The sequence below is a fragment of the Lysinibacillus sp. NPDC093197 genome, from assembly GCF_044754025.1.
Lineage (GTDB): Bacteria > Bacillota > Bacilli > Bacillales_A > Planococcaceae > Lysinibacillus.
Map to the genome: position 1 here is coordinate 22064 of NZ_JBIVOH010000001.1, position 16494 is coordinate 38557.

General features: G+C 34.5%; 15 protein-coding genes. 11 read left to right on the top strand and 4 right to left on the bottom strand.

The window, feature by feature from the left end; translation table 11 throughout:
• The first annotated feature begins 41 nt into the window (after positions 1–41).
• Positions 42–626, top strand: a complete 585-nt coding sequence (locus ACIP9G_RS00130) for a TetR/AcrR family transcriptional regulator (protein ID WP_401016408.1) — start codon at positions 42–44, stop codon at positions 624–626.
• A gap of 311 nt (positions 627–937) precedes the next feature.
• On the opposite strand, the gene ACIP9G_RS00135 is transcribed toward ACIP9G_RS00130, so the two are convergent.
• Entirely contained in the window at positions 938–1510 is a 573-nt protein-coding gene (locus tag ACIP9G_RS00135; protein WP_401016411.1) for a GNAT family N-acetyltransferase, read from the bottom strand.
• Between the two features lie 819 nt (positions 1511–2329).
• Between ACIP9G_RS00135 and ACIP9G_RS00140 the strand changes: the two genes are divergently transcribed.
• Complete coding sequence (locus ACIP9G_RS00140; RefSeq protein ID WP_401016414.1) at positions 2330–4933, top strand: cation-translocating P-type ATPase; 2604 nt, start codon at positions 2330–2332, stop codon at positions 4931–4933.
• Positions 4934–5547: 614 nt separating this feature from the next.
• Positions 5548–6507 (top strand): nucleoside hydrolase, encoded by a 960-nt coding sequence (locus tag ACIP9G_RS00145; RefSeq protein ID WP_401016417.1) that lies wholly within the window; start codon positions 5548–5550, stop codon positions 6505–6507.
• Between the two features lie 34 nt (positions 6508–6541).
• Here ACIP9G_RS00145 and ACIP9G_RS00150 read toward each other — a convergent pair whose 3' ends face one another.
• From ACIP9G_RS00150 to ACIP9G_RS00160, 3 genes are read right to left on the bottom strand one after another with little or no spacing between them, the layout of a single operon-like run.
• Positions 6542–7663 (bottom strand): Ger(x)C family spore germination protein, encoded by a 1122-nt coding sequence (locus ACIP9G_RS00150; protein WP_401016419.1) that lies wholly within the window; start codon positions 7661–7663, stop codon positions 6542–6544.
• Complete coding sequence (locus ACIP9G_RS00155) at positions 7650–8771, bottom strand: GerAB/ArcD/ProY family transporter (RefSeq protein ID WP_401016422.1); 1122 nt, start codon at positions 8769–8771, stop codon at positions 7650–7652. The genes ACIP9G_RS00150 and ACIP9G_RS00155 overlap by 14 nt, the downstream gene beginning before the upstream one ends.
• Before the next feature lie 16 nt (positions 8772–8787).
• Entirely contained in the window at positions 8788–10308 is a 1521-nt protein-coding gene (locus ACIP9G_RS00160) for a spore germination protein (RefSeq protein ID WP_401016425.1), read from the bottom strand.
• Positions 10309–10723: 415 nt separating this feature from the next.
• Here ACIP9G_RS00160 and ACIP9G_RS00165 point away from each other — a divergent pair, with 415 nt between their 5' ends.
• From ACIP9G_RS00165 to ACIP9G_RS00200, 8 genes are all read left to right on the top strand, one after another.
• Entirely contained in the window at positions 10724–10945 is a 222-nt protein-coding gene (locus ACIP9G_RS00165) for a transcriptional regulator (protein WP_401016427.1), read from the top strand.
• Positions 10942–12201, top strand: a complete 1260-nt coding sequence (locus ACIP9G_RS00170) for a Y-family DNA polymerase (protein ID WP_401016430.1) — start codon at positions 10942–10944, stop codon at positions 12199–12201. The genes ACIP9G_RS00165 and ACIP9G_RS00170 overlap by 4 nt, the downstream gene beginning before the upstream one ends.
• Positions 12202–12212: 11 nt before the next feature.
• A complete protein-coding gene (locus tag ACIP9G_RS00175) occupies positions 12213–12554 on the top strand; it encodes a YolD-like family protein (RefSeq protein ID WP_401016433.1) in 342 nt (113 codons plus the stop codon).
• Complete coding sequence (locus tag ACIP9G_RS00180) at positions 12547–12894, top strand: YhjD family protein (protein ID WP_401016436.1); 348 nt, start codon at positions 12547–12549, stop codon at positions 12892–12894. The genes ACIP9G_RS00175 and ACIP9G_RS00180 overlap by 8 nt, the downstream gene beginning before the upstream one ends.
• 233 nt (positions 12895–13127) lie before the next feature.
• Complete coding sequence (locus ACIP9G_RS00185; RefSeq protein WP_401016439.1) at positions 13128–13958, top strand: polysaccharide deacetylase family protein; 831 nt, start codon at positions 13128–13130, stop codon at positions 13956–13958.
• Between the two features lie 99 nt (positions 13959–14057).
• Positions 14058–14612: an RNA polymerase sigma factor gene (locus ACIP9G_RS00190; protein WP_401016442.1), complete on the top strand. Its 555-nt coding sequence runs from the start codon at positions 14058–14060 to the stop codon at positions 14610–14612.
• Positions 14613–14618: 6 nt separating this feature from the next.
• Entirely contained in the window at positions 14619–15500 is an 882-nt protein-coding gene (locus tag ACIP9G_RS00195; protein ID WP_401016445.1) for a DUF3298 and DUF4163 domain-containing protein, read from the top strand.
• Positions 15501–15817: 317 nt separating this feature from the next.
• Positions 15818–16339 (top strand): SMI1/KNR4 family protein, encoded by a 522-nt coding sequence (locus ACIP9G_RS00200; protein ID WP_401016447.1) that lies wholly within the window; start codon positions 15818–15820, stop codon positions 16337–16339.
• Positions 16340–16494 lie beyond the last annotated feature (155 nt).

A 16494-nucleotide genomic window follows, 5' to 3' on the forward strand; every position in this document is an offset into this window, starting at 1 on the left:
TGGTATAATTGTCAACAAATAAGAGAAGATGAGGGATTGAAATGACTAAAGCACGTCGGAGAGGATTGGAATTAGAGCAAGCTATTTTAGATAGTACTTGGAAATTACTAAAAGAAGTGGGATACGAGCAATTAACAATGGATCGTATTGCTGAAAATGCCCAAACAACAAAAAATGTATTGTATCGAAGATGGGACGGAAAAGCAGAAATTGTAGTTGCTACAATCCAGCGACATACACCTAAATTCCATTTTACAGTTCCTAATACTGGTCAATTAAATGATGATTTATTAACTTTTTTCATTCTTATAATTAAAAAACTCGAGGAAATTGGATTGGATGTTATTAGAGGGCTCCTACTGGATAAATTACCAAAAATATCGCTTATGGATTTCTTAAATAAAATCAATTCTGAAAATAAATTGTTTTCTGTTCTTGAAGAAATATTTAATAATGCAGATGAACGTGGGGAAATTAATAAGAGCAAACTTACAAAAAATATGAAAAATTTCGCTGTTATACTTATTGTGAATGCTGTGTTGTCAGGAGATTTTAATGAAGAAGTGGCTACTCAGATGATTAATAATATTTTTATGCCTGTATATAGACATACCTTAGTTATGTAAGTGAAACAAAAAATTTTTGGGTAGTATTAGGGCAAATAGACAATGGCATCATATTGTTAAACAATAACAAACTACCAACTATGGCTTTAGTGCAACAATTTTTTACAATACTCTTTTGGTATGAAAATAAGGGATAAGCTACAGGGTGGAAGTACTCTAAGCAGGGATATCCCTGTTTAGAGTGCTTTTTGATTATGAAAATACGCAAAGTATAGCTAATGACTCTAATTGTCCTATGTTTCGTGATTGCAATTACATATTCATTTTAGTGCGGGCTTTATTTCTTCTTCCAACATCCGTTCAAATTGAATCTACAAGTTACTGTAATCCTCTTGCAGGATGCTGTAAATTTCCAAATCAATAATTCCTTTGCCAGACCAGGAAGAGGCTTGTCTTAATAATCCTTCTTTTATAAAACCACTTTTTATAAGCACTTTTTTTGAAGCATCATTCATTGGCATAACCTCTGCTTGAATTCTATTGATGTCGGCTTCGTCAAATAGAAATTTAATGATTGATTGCACTGATTCAGTAGCGATGCCCTTATTCCAATAGTCCTCAGCTAAATAGTAACCAATTGTTACCATGTTCACTTTTTGATTAAAATCCATCGCTTCTATTATACCGACTAATTTGTCTGGTTGATTCTTAAAAAAAATACCCCATTTCACTCGGCTTCTTTTCGTGAAATCACGTTCAAAATGACCAATCATTTTTTGGACTGTCTGGATATTGTGCTTCGGAATGATGCCACAAAACTCAAATACTTTTTCATTATCGTAGATGGCAAATAACATGTTTAAGTGGCTTGCTTCAATTTTTTTAAATTGTAGGTTGTTCGAACTTAATAGCGGGAAGTTTTCAAAGATTTTCTCTACATTCATCGTATTCTCTCCTTAGTGATTTTAATAATTTAGGAAAGCTATTTAAATAAGTGCTTATTAATATTTTCTAGTTTATACATTATATTGTAAAATGGTGCTGGAGTATATTCTTTTTAATAAAAACAATAAAAAAAGCTGCAACGTATGAAATACGCTACAGCTCAGAATTGGTTGTGGCCCTTTGATGGCGCTACTCGAAGTAGTATACCACAAAATAAAAAATTATAGTTGTGTTTATGTATTATAAATCTTTTGAAATCAATAGAAGAGAGTGCCAGTCACTATTTATCTTAATAGGATGCTTTGTATTAGCACTCTGTGTATCATTAAAATCATTTAAATATAGTACTTAATAAGTTAATTTGCCCCCTTGACGCTACTAGTCGAGGGGGCTTTCATTTCCATAAGGTTGGTAAATTCTGTGAGTTTACATCAACAATAGTATAAAAAATTAAATCTCTATATCAATTATTATCATACTGGATTAGGACAAGGAATAGATTGTTATAGTTCGAATATTTGAAGATGGAGTAGATATGGAGAAACGTATTTTAGAATGGGATTTTCTCGGAATTCATGAAAGAAAGTTCGGAGTTTGTAGTCGAAAAATACAAGGGTAAATGAAATTTGGTAGCTAAAAGACTATTCAATAGACATTTTCCTTCTATTGAAATAGTCAGCTCTACGATGAATAACACATAAGTTATAATGGTCTATTCGAGTTTTGCGAGACTCTATCGTTAGTAAAATAGCAGCAATCGTTTTTCGTCATGAGTATGATAGTCTAATAAAATTACACTGGAAGGAGAACTAAATGAAATGACACAATATCATCAGCAGTCGTCCGCAGAAGTCATGAATAAATTAAGCGTGACCAATAAAGGATTGAGTGATTCTGACGTTCAAAAAAGGCAAGAAGTGTATGGTTTTAATGTATTAGAGGAAGGTAAAAAAATAAGTACGCTTGCCGTTTTTTTCGGTCAGTTTAAGGATTTATTAGTAATTATTTTGATGATAGCGGCTTTTATTTCATTTCTATTAGGTGAAGTAGAAAGCACAATTGTCATTTTGATTGTCATAATTTTAAATGCAATTCTCGGTACTGTGCAGCATGTAAAGGCGGAAAAGTCTTTAGGTAATTTGAAAGCTTTATCTTCTCCAATTGCGAAAGTGATGCGAAACAATCAGATTATCGAAATTCCGTCTAAAGATATAGTAGTAGGAGATCTTCTGTATTTGGAGGCTGGCGATTATATAAATGCTGATGGAAGATTAGTAGAAAGCCATAATCTTCATATAAATGAAAGCTCACTTACTGGTGAATCTTTAGCCGTTGCGAAATTTGCTGATCCCATTAAGGAAGATGTAACGATTGCTGATAAGAAAAATATGGTTTTCACTGGTAGCTTTGTTACAAATGGTCGAGGTATTGTGATTGTCACATCTATCGGAATGGAAACGGAAATTGGTAAAATAGCAAATTTGCTAGATACTGCGAAAGAAAAGAAGACTCCGCTACAAGTTAGCCTAGATCAATTTGGAGAGAAATTAGCCTTAGGAATCACGATGATCTGTGTAGTTATTTTCACAATTGATCTTGTTCGAGGCCGTGAGTTGGTGGAATCGTTTATGTTTGCCGTTTCATTGGCTGTTGCCGCTATACCAGAGGCGTTAAGTTCGATTGTGACAATTGTGTTGGCTTTTGGGACACAAAAAATGGCAAAAGAAAATGCTATTATACGAAAGCTCTTTGCTGTTGAAAGTTTGGGAAGTGTCTCTGTTATATGTTCAGATAAAACAGGAACCTTAACTGAAAACAAAATGGTCGTGCAACATGTATTTGTTGATCAAAAAGTTATTTCACACGATCAGCTACAAATGAAAAACACAATCGAAAAAGATCTGATTTGGAAGGCACTATTATGTAATGATGCGTTGGAAAGAGATCATAAAGAAATTGGTGATCCTACTGAAATTGCGCTTGTGAAATTAGGGAAGCAATACGACTTTGATGAATTAATCGTCAGAGAAAATTGTCCAAGGGTAGCAGAGCTTCCTTTTGATTCAGATAGAAAACTTATGAGCACGGTGAATCGTATTAATCAGCAAAATATTATGATTACGAAGGGAGCATTAGATGTTCTCCTTTCAAAAATTACAAAAATTAATACTTCTAATGGTTTATTAACTATTACTCATGAACATAAGAAAAAAATCGAAGAAGTTAACCGAGACTTTTCGATGAATGGTTTAAGAGTTTTGGCTATTACGTACAAGGAGGTATATGAACCTCGAGCAATCTCCGTTGTAGACGAAAGAGACTTAATCTTTGTCGGATTAATCGCAATGATGGACCCTCCTAGAAAAGAATCAAAGGCAGCAGTTGAAAGTTGTATCAAAGCAGGGATTAAACCTGTAATGATCACAGGTGACCATAAAATAACAGCCACTGCGATTGCAAAACAAATTGGTATTTTACAGGATCCAAGTGAAGCGATTGAAGGAGCTGAAATTGAAAAATTAACTGATCGGGAACTGCAAGAAAAAGTGCAAGATTTCTCAGTTTATGCCCGCGTAACACCAGAGCAAAAAATTCGTATTGTGAGAGCCTGGCAAGAAAAAGGGAACGTCGTTGCTATGACGGGGGATGGAGTCAATGATGGGCCAGCCTTAAAGCAAGCCGATATCGGTGTAGCGATGGGAATAAGCGGTACTGAGGTGGCAAAAGATGCATCTTCTATGATCTTAACCGATGATAATTTTTCCACGATTGTCAAAGCAATATCAAATGGAAGAAGTATTTATACGAATATTAAAAATGCCATTTTATTTTTGCTATCAGGGAATGCAGGAGCTATCTTTGTCGTTTTATATGCGACTATTTTAGGTTTACCAGTTCCATTTGCGCCGGTCCATCTATTATTTATTAACTTGCTGACCGATAGTTTGCCGGCAATTGCCATCGGGCTGGAACCAAATAATAAAAACACTATGAAGGACAAGCCAAGAAATATTCACACACCATTACTAAATAGAATATTTACGACCCAAGTGGTACTTGAAGGTTTATTAATTGCTATTTCTACGGCTGTTGCTTTCGAAATAGGATTGTCAACAGGAGATACTTTAACAGCAAGTACAATGGCGTTTACAACTTTATGTTTATCAAGACTAATACATGGCTTTAACTCTAGATCCAAACAGTCGATTTTTGCCATCGGTGTATTTTCGAATAAATATACTTGGTTAGCATTTTTAATCGGCTTTGTTGCTCTACATGTAGTATTATTTGTGCCATCTTTCACGGATATATTTGAAGTTGCCACATTAACTGGCGCACAATTAGGCTTTATTTATAGCTTATCGTTCTTACCGTTTTTAGTTAATCAATGGTACAAACTATTGTTTGTGAGAAGTAAATAATGCACTTAATAAAAGTGCCAGGCACCTGACATCAAGTTACTTTTATGCTCGCTAATCAAATAGCGGGCATTTTTTTGTTGGAAAAACGTATGGGGCTTCCGATTGCAAACAAATAGGATACTGCACATTAGTACTTGCCCAGTAACGACTCTAGAATCATTAGATGCTATGTATACAAATGTAGGAGCAACTTCAAAAGGCTAGGCCATTTAATCAAATAGATTCGTTCCGTGTAGTGTGTTTTATCAGAAGAAAAACTGGAAGGGATAAGTGATGTGCAAATACGACTAGGTGCTATTGCATTTAATTGAATCTGTTTTTGCAACGTTTTTTAAAATTCCAATCATTTGGATAATTATTATTAATAACGAATTACTCCTTATATTCATACACTATGTATGCTTGATTTTTTATGTGAAAAACATTGAATTTTCAAGGGTGAAAGAGGGAGATTATAGTATGATGCTTGAGTCATTTTATTTACTATTAAATATAGGTCGTAAAAGGCTTTTTAATCACCCTTTATTTTGAAAAAAGGTTCGAAATAGTGTCACCTTTGGCATTTTAATCTTGCTATAAGAGGAGCTTTATTGTAAATAAAAGGGGGCTCTTTAGTGAAAAAAGTACTTTTGTTCGGGGATATTGGCATTGATGATACAGCTGCGTTAATCTACGCTAGACTACACCGTGAAATAGAAATTGTCGGATTAGTTGCAGATTACGGAAATGTATCGAGAGAAGTTGCAGTGGCCAATATTTTATATTTGATGAAGTTGTTTAATTTTCCTAAGGGAATCCCTGTTATTTTAGGGGCAGAAGTACCTTTAACTGGCGAACAGCCAACATACTTTCCTGAAATTCATGGAGAGCATGGACTTGGACCAATCATACTAAATGAAGACTACGATTTAAAAACGGAAAATTTTTTGGAAATCGTAAATATCATTAAAAAATATAAGGATGAGCTGATCATCGTAAATATTGGTCGGCTCACTTCACTTGCCACGATGTTTATTTTCTACAAAGAGTTAATGAAAAACGTAAAGGAATTTTATATTATGGGTGGCGCTTTTGGGTTTCCAGGAAATATCACTACTGTTGCTGAGGCGAATTTTCACGGAGATCCTTTTGCGGTAAATATTGTACTCACATACGCTACGAATGTGACAATTATTCCTTTAAATGCAACACAAAAAGCCATTGTTACGCCCGGCATGGTCGACTATATCGATCATTTTGGGAAGGCGAAAATCTTCAAACCATTAATGGAGTACTATACGCGTTTTTATCAAGAAAGGGACCCCACACTTTTAGGGAGTCCTCTCCACGATGCACTAACCCTTATGGCTATCATTAACCCTGACATGTTCACGTATGAGTCCTATCCTGTTACAGTCGTCGATAAACTAGATGGTCCTGAACGGGGGCAAAGTATTGCGGAAACCCGACCATACGAAAACATAAAGAATGGGCAAAAAACGCATCGTATTGCATTTGATATAAATTATGAAAAGTTCTTTCATGATTTTTTGTCCGTTATGACTGGCCATCAAGCTAATAGTGAATTAAAATAATTTTGCTTTAACTACTGAACTAAAACAATGCAATTTATTCAAAAACACCGTTTCTTACGATAACAAAGTCGACCTTCACATTCACTTTGATGTCTTTATACATCTCATGCCATTTTTCTTTTGTCAGATTCGAATTCCGCACAGTGCTTCTATATTTCTCTCCAAAACCAAAGACATCTGACTGGGCTTCCTGACTTTGTGCAATAACTCTAGATACTTCCTTTGATAATTTTTTACTAATCGCCTTTTCAAGTTCTGCTACCTGCTTAGGATTGCCTAGATTTATATCTTTGTGTATTTCTAATACTCTTGCCTTCATTTTGATGTTTAGATCAAACTCGGTTTTAGAAGCATCGACTAATTTAATGTCTCTTTTAGATTGAATGGCATCAAATGCTACAGGGATTTCTTCAGCTTTTTTCAATAATGTTGGGGGCACATCATCTTCTTGTATGGTAGTTTCAAAAATCCCTACCTTAAATGTATCTCTGACAACCTTGATGTAAAAGCTATCTTTCGCCGAGAGTTTGCTGACCATTTTACCGTCTTTAAATAGGGCTATTCCGCTTAATTCAACAAGTTCTTTATCTCTTTTTAAAATAGGCATAGCGATATCTTTACCGGTCGTATAATAATCGTGCGCAATCTCATGAAGTGTTGGGGATATCATATACTCTTGTTTAATGTTTTGTTCTAAAAGCTTATATATGTGCTGACCAATATCATCAATATTTTTATATTCGTATTTAAGTAATGGTGCTGTTTCTCCTTCTACGACAGCCATATACAAACTATTGCTTACACTTGCATTTTCCAGATTTGTATTAATGTAATAATGAAGATCATCTTTCGCTACTTCTTCGCCAAACAATATTACCCTCATTTGACCGACCATAATCTTTTTAGCTAGCTTTCGATTAGATTTCATCCGACTTCCTTTACTAGTTGTGTCCTCTGTTGTAAGGACCTCTACCTTACTCTGAAATTCGGGATTCACTTCACGAATAACAGCAGTCGTAGCTATTTTTTCTTCCGTTCCTACATCGTAGCCAACTAAAGTCGTTAAGCCCACTTGATCTAGAATATTGGTCTCTGCACATCCATATAAAAAAATAAATAATAAAAGAAGGATAATAATATGCCTAAGCTTTTTCATTTTTATGCTCCTTCTTTGCTATGAACTTTTTTTTAATTATGGCGATGAAAAATAAGAAAATCGGATAAACAAAGATGATATAAAAAGCTACTTTTCCGAAATACGTATTAATTGTATTGATTTGAGTGCGCGTTTGAACGAGCAATGTGGCAATGAAAACAAGAATAGAGAAAATCCACACGAATTTCGTTCCACTTATATTGACTAATCGTTGAGTTCCTCGATAAGCAGCCCATAAATAGAGACAAAGATTTGGTAAAATGATCAACATCCAAAAACAAACTGCCACAAATTCAAATCGCTCCATAAAAGGAAAGCTTATAAAGCTAAATAATGTCAATGTTGCCCATATTGTTTTTAGAAGTTTTCCTTCACTGTAGTAAGTAATGGAAACTAACATAACAGCTAGATATAGGATAGTTGTAGCCAACAAACTCATATGTGCATACTTGCTGACGTTTTTTTTGTCCTTTATGAAAGGGTAAATAATATTAAGAATTTCAAATCCAATAATTGTAAAAGTCATCGATTGTGCACCTTTTAATAGTGAACTAAAGTTTGTTTCTAAAATAGGGAGTAGACTGTCTACTGTTGAAAACTTCATTGGGAATAATAGCATAGGGAAAATCCATAACGAGAGTACAATACTAAAAAAAGAAACACCGACAATTACTCGAAGTCCACCAGTGAAGGCGTATATTATGATTATTAGTATAGTAGCTGATAGAAACCATGTACCTATACTAGGGAACATCCATGCTTGAATCACTTCAATATAATTCCGTAAAACAGAAAAGGATGCTACAAAACAATAAGCAATATATATGACATTTAAAAAATTGCCTATCCACTTGCCAAAGATATCTTGCTGTATCCCATATAAATCATTAGAACCGTATATTTCCAATGTTTTTATCATACAAAAAGTGACGATATGTGTGGCAATGCCCGCCAATAGAACTGAAATCCATGCATCATGTCCTGCATCTTTGTACACAATACGTTGAAATCCTTGTATACCGACTCCTACTTGAGCACTGTGGATGACAAAAAATAGCAAATAAGCATTTATCATGTCTTTAGGGCTAAGTTGTAGCGGATTTTTCATTCATTTCACCTTCATTTCAACTTTCTTCCGGTTTTACAGGTTCAGGCTCGTATTTATCCTGATTAGATGGCCTTGTCAGGGCAGGTCTTTTTGCCGTGAATGGCATAGGCATTCTAATAACACTATCTCGCATTTCTCTCACTCTAGGTGGATAAAGTGGAGACATATACGGTGCACCTAAACTAGATTGACGTAAAAGGTGAATTAAGATAAAGCAAAATGCCAGCATTATACCATAAAAACCCCAAAATCCTGCAAGTATAATTATTGGGAAGCGAATAAGCCGAATAGCATTACCCATCATATAACTTGGTGAAGTGAAAGACGCCAAGGCGCTTAATGCAATAATAATTAGTAATATATTACTTGTAATACCTGCCTGTACGGCTGCCGTTCCAATTACGATACCACCAACAATACCGATTGTTTGTCCGATTTTTGTTGGTAATCTTGCCCCAGCTTCTCTCAGTAATTCAATAATAAATTCAAGGAGTAGTGCTTCAAATATTGGTGGAAAAGGTACTAAAGCTCTGGACTCACTTAATGGAACTAAGAAAGCTTGAGGAATGACCTCATAATGAAAAGTTAACGCTGCAACGTAGATCGGTGTTAAATAAACAGATATAAAGAATGCAGTAAGGCGCAATAGCCGAACAAAGGTAGCAATTTGCCATCTTAAGTTTTGATCTTCCTGACTCTGAAAAAACTCAGTAAAAGATTGAGGGCAAACGATGGCCATTGAACTACCATCCACGATAATGCCCAGTTTGCCATCTAATAGACAATTGCAAAATCTGTCGGGCCTTTCAGTCAACAACATTTGGGGAAAGACGGACATTGAGTTATCGTCAATCATTTCAGCTAGAACCGCACTATCAAGTAACGCATCTATATTAAGATCTTTAATTCTTTGATGTAACGTATTCACCATTTGCTCGGAGGCAATACCATTTATATAGATAAGCGTGATGGAAGTATTTGTACGTTGTCCAATTTTTATTTTTTCAATACATAGATCAGGGTTAACTATGTAGCGACGAACTAAGGAAATATTCGTAGCAAGGCTCTCATTAAATCCAACCTGTGTTCCAATCACTTGTGATTCATTTTCAGGTGCCGACAATGACCGTGATTCTCGGCTTGCAATATTTGCTACTATTAGTTGTGCGAACGCATCTACATGGATAACAACAGACCCATTTACCATTGCTTCTATTGCTTCTTCTAGAAGACTGGTTACATTGACTTCAGGTATCGATAGGTTATCCTTTATGTTTTCTGGTGTTTCATTTGGTTTGTTTTGTAAATTAGCTATAATACCATTGTTTAATGTTTGGTTATCGACTAAATTATCAATATAAATAAGGCTAAGATTGGGCGGAAGAGATTTTATAATTAAATCAGATGGATTATTCGTAGCATCTTTTATTGACTGAATAAAACAATCTGTTGATTGGGCAATTCTCTCGGAATTTTCTTTAGGTATATGCACTTCTACAGGAGTTTTCTTTTTCCAGAAAGGTAGTTTAAATTTCATATTGAATTGTATGCTCCTCACATTTCTTGCTTAGTTTTTAGAATAGACTTTAATAGGATGTTCTATACTTATTTCAATAATTTTCAATCATTCCTATTATTAAGTAGGGAGCACATAACAAACCTCAGAAATACACGATTTTAGATGCTTCTTAGTCATTTTACAGCCGTCTACTAGACAGGGATAAGCCAGGGACTCATTTGAGTAACTGGTCTTTTTTTGTTTCCAAAAATTGAACCTTGCCAAGATACAAACATTTGTTCTAATATGTATACAAACAAGTGTTCTTACATAAGATAGGTAAAGGGAAAAATTATTGTGCCAATAATAATTAGGTACACTGAAGCGAACAAAAATGGTGTTGACTATTGGATACAAAATTTTTTGAATGACTGGCACTGAGGAGGAAACTAAGATGAGAGAGCAACTGATGAAAGCTATGCAACGCAGTCAACTAGTGAACATGATGTATATAGCGAAAGATGGTTCCGTGACAAAAAGGCGTGTAAAAGTCATTAAAATGGTTGGGGATTCATTTCAAGCATTTTGTTTCACAAGACATGCAAGGCGTACTTTTTTAATCAGCAATGTTCTAGCCATTATTCCTATTGTTAGTAAGGGACGTGAAGTTGTATGAATTATGAGGGAATGCCAAATAGACCTATTATGTGTATCGATATGAAATGTTTTTATGCCAGCTGCGTAGCGATGTTACATGGGCTAGATATTTTAAAAACGCCAGTTGCAGTAGTTGCCAACTTTGACCAACCAGGCAGCGTAGTACTTGCTGCATCACCATTGATGAAAGAGAAATTTAAAATCAAAACTGGAAGTCGACGCTATGAAATACCTAAACATCCTGACATTAGATTATTTGAACCAAAAATGAGCTTCTTTATTCAAATGTCGATGACGATTACAAAATTGCTTTCTAATTACGTACCTGTTGATGCTATACATGTGTATAGTGTGGACGAAAGCTTTGTTGATTTAACTGGTACTGGAAAGCTTTGGGGCTCGCCTGAGGAAACGGCTCAGGAAATACAAAAAGCTATTCTTGATCAATTTAATGTACCTAGTGCAGTAGGTATGGGACCAAACATGTTAATAGCTAAATTAGCTTTAGACCTTGATGCCAAGAAAACTGGTTTTGCGAAATGGACGTATGAGGATATTCCAAAGAAATTATGGCCTGTTCGACCTCTATCCGAGATGTGGGGTATAGGAAAACGAATGGAAGCAAATTTAAATGCTCTGGGAATACAAACAGTTGGTGGTTTGGCTAATGCAGATTTAGAACAATTAGAAAAGCGCTTTGGTGTAATGGGCAACCAGCTCTATTACCATGCATGGGGAATAGATTTATCCAAATTAGGAGAGCCATTAATAACAAACGGCGCTTTAAGTTTTGGTAAGGGTCAAATGCTAATGAGGGATTATCACACACGAAAAGAGATTTCGGTAGTGCTCCTAGAAATGTGCGAAGACGTAATGAAACGAACACGTGATGCAGGGTTTGTTGGCCGTACAATCAGCTTAGGTCTTTCATATAGTCATAATGCTATGTCCAAAGGGTTTCATCGGTCTAAAACAATTGCAGTGCCAACAAGTGAAACGCTTGTGATGTATAAAACTTGTATTGAATTACTGGATGAACATTTTGCTGGAGAGCCAGCACGACAATTATCAGTCAGAATATCCAACCTAGAGAAAGAACATAGCATTCAATTGGATTTATTTGATGAACGTAAACCACAACGTCAAATTATTGGTCCTACAATGGATGCCATACGCAATAGGTTTGGGGCTACCTCAATATTAAGAGCCGTTTCTTATACAAAAGCGGGTACAGCTATTAAACGAGATCGCTTAGTTGGTGGTCATTTGGCATAGGAGTGATTGGAATGATAAAGGATAGAGGGAATATTAAATGGGCATCGATGATGTTACCAGAACATTTGGAGCTGCTTAGAGCATGTAAACAAACAGAATATGTAGAGCCACCAAGAGAGCTAACGGATTGGGAGCTAGAAGAATTACAACAAACAATAAATCAAGCCTACAATCAGCAAATAAATATTAAGTTAGAAGTATGGATGGACAGTAAAACTACGCAATGGATTGGATTAATAAAATCGATTAATTTCAATACCAATGAACTTATACTGGAAACGCTTATAAAAACTAAACGCATTCCTTTACAGCATATACAATCAGCGCAATTGGAAGCTGATTATTATGATTAAAGCTGATGAGAGACAGTTATTACACAAATATTTGTTGTTGGAGTTAGCTGTGAAGTCATTGCAAATTGATTATAAAAAAACAGAACAATTTAAAATGAAAATAGTCTTTCTACCTTTAATGGATTCATTGCTTAAGGAATTACGTCAAGAATATTTCAACCTCAAACGTCAGCTTGCACAGCATCGCATACGAGTAGTAGGATGGCAGCCTGTAGATGAATACTTTAGTGACGTGCAAGTTGCGACGGCAGGTAATGATGTAGTGCTCCGTTACGCTAATCAGGCCCTTAAATCACAAGTGGAAAAGCTGTTGATTAATCATATAAGCAATAACAAATGACAGGTACTCATGAGAGACCTGTTTTTTTGTAAGAAAGAAGCCGTTTAAGGATTAGCATTCACAGAAATGTACTATTTTTAATGTGTTTGTTACAGATTGGCTGGGTAGAAAAATGTTATAGCGCAATTGCTACAAAAAAATGATATTTTTTAAAAATTCATTGAAACTTTTTCAACTCTCTTATTCTCTTCTATTTTATAAAGATTAAATTTAGAAAAGAAAGGTGTATTGAAATGAAAGGTAGGAAAAGAATTAGATGGGCTAGAATTGTGGCGGTTATTGTGTTTTTTACTATAATGTTAGGAGCTAGTTATTACTTATTAGGTGGAAAAATCGAGGAGCATGGACAAGCTGAAAATATTGTTAGTAATGAGGCAAGGCTTGTAGAAACTGAAGAAATAACAGAAGATATTGAGCCTAATGTGGAAGTAATAGAAGAAGTAGAAACAATTGCATTAGATCCTGATGGAAAATACATAGCCTTGACATTTGATGATGGGCCGAGCTCAAAAGTAACACCACGGGTATTACAAACTTTAAAGCAGCATGACGCGAAAGCAACTTTCTTTATGTTGGGGAACAGAGTTGAAATGTATCCACATATTGCGGCACAAGTAGCTGCTGAGGGTCATGAAATAGCAAATCATACTTTTAGTCATCCGAATTTAAAGAAAATGACGCATAAAGAAATGATAGAAGAAATAGATAAAACAAACAATATAATTGAAATGGCAACAGGTATAACATCAACTTTATTCCGTCCTCCTTATGGGGTATACAATCAAGATATTTTAAACTATACAGCGTCAAATAATTATACAACCATCCTATGGTCTGTTGATTCACTAGATTGGAAAAATCGTAATCCAACCACGATAAAAAAAGAAATTTTAAGTAATGTCACAAATAGATCTGTCGTATTAATGCATGATATTCATACAGCAACAGCAGAGGCTTTACCAGAGTTATTAATGACATTAAAAAAAGACGGATATGAGTTTGTAACAGTATCGGAGCTTTTAACGCTACAAGAAGAAAAAGTCGATCCCTATTTTGGCAATTGATTGTGCCAAGAAACGAAACTAATCAATTAAAACATTCAAGATGTTTGTTCAATCATTCGTAGATTGCATTCCCTCGTATTATTAAAGGGAGGTGAGTCTTTGGATACGCAAGTAGTCGAAGAAAAATTTAACGAAATTTATGACAACACTTATCATCAATGTTTAATATATGTCATTAGTAAATGCAATCATACGAGTGTTATTCCTGATATTATTCAAGAAACATATTTAGCACTTTATCAAATACTAAAGGACAAGGGACTCAATTACATTAAAAATCCAGAGGCCTATGTAATACGAATCGCTAAATCTAAAATCTACAACCATTATTCTTTAAAGGAAAAAGTAAAAAGTATCATACCGTTGTTTGATATAAATAAAGAAGAAAAAGAATATAATCAGGCTGATATAAATAGTGAGCTATACGAAAATGAAATAGAGATTACAGTAGAAAATAAAGAAGTGCTATCGGCTATTTGGCGCTTTTTGCAATCAAAACCACAAAAGGTGCAAAAAGTATTTTACTTATTTTATTATGCTGAACTATCAATTCCTGAAATTGCTCAATTAATGCATTTAAATCAATCCACGATAAAAAATCATATTTACCGCACCACTCACGAAATACGAAAAAAGTTTGGGAAGGACGGTTGAAGCAAAATGAAGGAACATGAACGAAAAGTATTAAAACGTGTTATTGAAGAAAACTTAGCAAATAAGGAATTGATACGAAAAAAAGTACTATCGACGGCTGATGAAATAGTACCGAAGAAGAGAATAACAATTATGAAAATGAAATCTATTGCGATTCCTTTAACGGCATGTCTTATATTTATGTTTTTTGTGAACTTAAGCCCTACATTTGCACTGGCAGTGTCAAAGGTTCCTGTACTAGGGGCAGTAGCCAAAGTGATAACAATTGATGAATATATAGAAAAGACGGATTATATTGATGCGCATATTAAAATTCCACAGTTCACTGATATACGTAATCCATCAATAGAAAATCGGATTAATACGATGATTAAGGAAAAAATTGAGAGTCTTGCTGAGAAGGCAAAGCAAGACTCAGCTGAATTCAAGAAAAATTACCTTGGGGAAGGAGCGTATTCCGAGGATATTGAATATACGCCGAGTACATACAAATTTGATTATGAAGTGAAAAGTTCAAATGAACAGACGTTGTCATTTATCATTAATGAAACGGAAACAACGAACGGACTAACGTTTGTTACGAAATATTTTTATAATATTGATCTGACAACAGGTAAAGAACTAACGCTCGTTGATTTACTAGGACCAGACTACGAGAAAAAGGTAGATCCTGAGATTGAACGTCAAGTGAAGGAGCGTGCCAAGGCTGATGAAAATCTATTATGGTATTATGAGGAATATTATGCTTCAAAGGGTGCTGGAGGAATAGATGAGTATACATCTAAAAACTTCTATATTAATGAACAAGGGAACCCTGTCATCTTTTTCTATGAATATAACATCGCCCCACCATATGCAGGACCACAGGAATTTGAGATAAAACGCTAAACAATATTGAAACATATAGAAGAAGACCAGCTACTTATAAATAAAAAGTAGTCGGTCTTTTTATATAACACGCAACGGTAAAATAGTAACTTTATCTTGTATACTAATAAAATATCAATTAAATATATCGATTTTAACAAAAGAATCTTTACTAAATAAACTGAATAATAGTAAAATTATAATAATTGAATGACCAAAAATAGTGAAACATCTTACAATTCCGGGGAAAGCAAAATTTAATTCCTTTGCCATATACATTTCATAGAACAACAGTATCTCCTTGGTGGGTAAACTATTAGAAATTAGGTGAAGTTAGTATGTCTATTGAATTAGTCTTAGCATCATTAAATAAAAGGCTAGATAAAGAGAACAGCATTACCATCCAAAGGGAAAATGGAGAAATTTTAAATGTAACATGTGAGTGGAATAGTCCAATATCAAACAATGAACTACAGCAATTCACATTAAATACCCATCACGTGTTACCAAAAGAATTATCCTTATTTTTAAAACAAAGTGATGGGGCGAAATTATTTAATGTTGAAGGTCTTGGTTATGATTTCTTTGAAATATTTAAGTTAAGCGAGATACTAAATTATATCCATGAATATGAGACAAATATATATTATCAAAGTGCCTATGATAAAAATTGGTTTATGATGGGTAATTATAGAGGATATGGCGACTATATGTTCATTGATTCGCAAAAAGTTGCTAATGGGGAAGATGATTATCTTATCTTTGTTCACGAAGGAGACATTCAAAGATTGCAGATGAATTTTGAAACATGGCTTGACAGGTTCATTGTCACACAGGGAGCTAGATATTGGCTATGGTAAAGCTCATTTTAACCTCGCTAAACAGTATTGAACATCTAGAAGAAGACCAGCTACTTATAAATAAAAAGTAGTCGGTCTTTTTATATAACACGCAACGGTAAAAATAGTAACTTTACCTTGTATACTAATAAAATATCAATTAAATATATCAATTT

Excerpts from the sequence above, each read along its gene's own strand:
- ACIP9G_RS00140 (WP_401016414.1), top strand. The coding sequence starts at position 2,330 with ATGACACAATATCATCAGCAGTCGTCCGCAGAAGTCATGAATAAATTA.
- ACIP9G_RS00135 (WP_401016411.1), bottom strand. The coding sequence starts at position 1,510 with ATGAATGTAGAGAAAATCTTTGAAAACTTCCCGCTATTAAGTTCGAAC.
- ACIP9G_RS00155 (WP_401016422.1), bottom strand. The coding sequence starts at position 8,771 with ATGAAAAATCCGCTACAACTTAGCCCTAAAGACATGATAAATGCTTAT.
- ACIP9G_RS00150 (WP_401016419.1), bottom strand. The coding sequence starts at position 7,663 with ATGAAAAAGCTTAGGCATATTATTATCCTTCTTTTATTATTTATTTTT.
- ACIP9G_RS00175 (WP_401016433.1), top strand. The coding sequence starts at position 12,213 with ATGATAAAGGATAGAGGGAATATTAAATGGGCATCGATGATGTTACCA.
- ACIP9G_RS00160 (WP_401016425.1), bottom strand. The coding sequence starts at position 10,308 with ATGAAATTTAAACTACCTTTCTGGAAAAAGAAAACTCCTGTAGAAGTG.
- ACIP9G_RS00165 (WP_401016427.1), top strand. The coding sequence starts at position 10,724 with ATGAGAGAGCAACTGATGAAAGCTATGCAACGCAGTCAACTAGTGAAC.
- ACIP9G_RS00130 (WP_401016408.1), top strand. The coding sequence starts at position 42 with ATGACTAAAGCACGTCGGAGAGGATTGGAATTAGAGCAAGCTATTTTA.
- ACIP9G_RS00200 (WP_401016447.1), top strand. The coding sequence starts at position 15,818 with ATGTCTATTGAATTAGTCTTAGCATCATTAAATAAAAGGCTAGATAAA.
- ACIP9G_RS00180 (WP_401016436.1), top strand. The coding sequence starts at position 12,547 with ATGATTAAAGCTGATGAGAGACAGTTATTACACAAATATTTGTTGTTG.
- ACIP9G_RS00170 (WP_401016430.1), top strand. The coding sequence starts at position 10,942 with ATGAATTATGAGGGAATGCCAAATAGACCTATTATGTGTATCGATATG.
- ACIP9G_RS00195 (WP_401016445.1), top strand. The coding sequence starts at position 14,619 with ATGAAGGAACATGAACGAAAAGTATTAAAACGTGTTATTGAAGAAAAC.
- ACIP9G_RS00185 (WP_401016439.1), top strand. The coding sequence starts at position 13,128 with ATGAAAGGTAGGAAAAGAATTAGATGGGCTAGAATTGTGGCGGTTATT.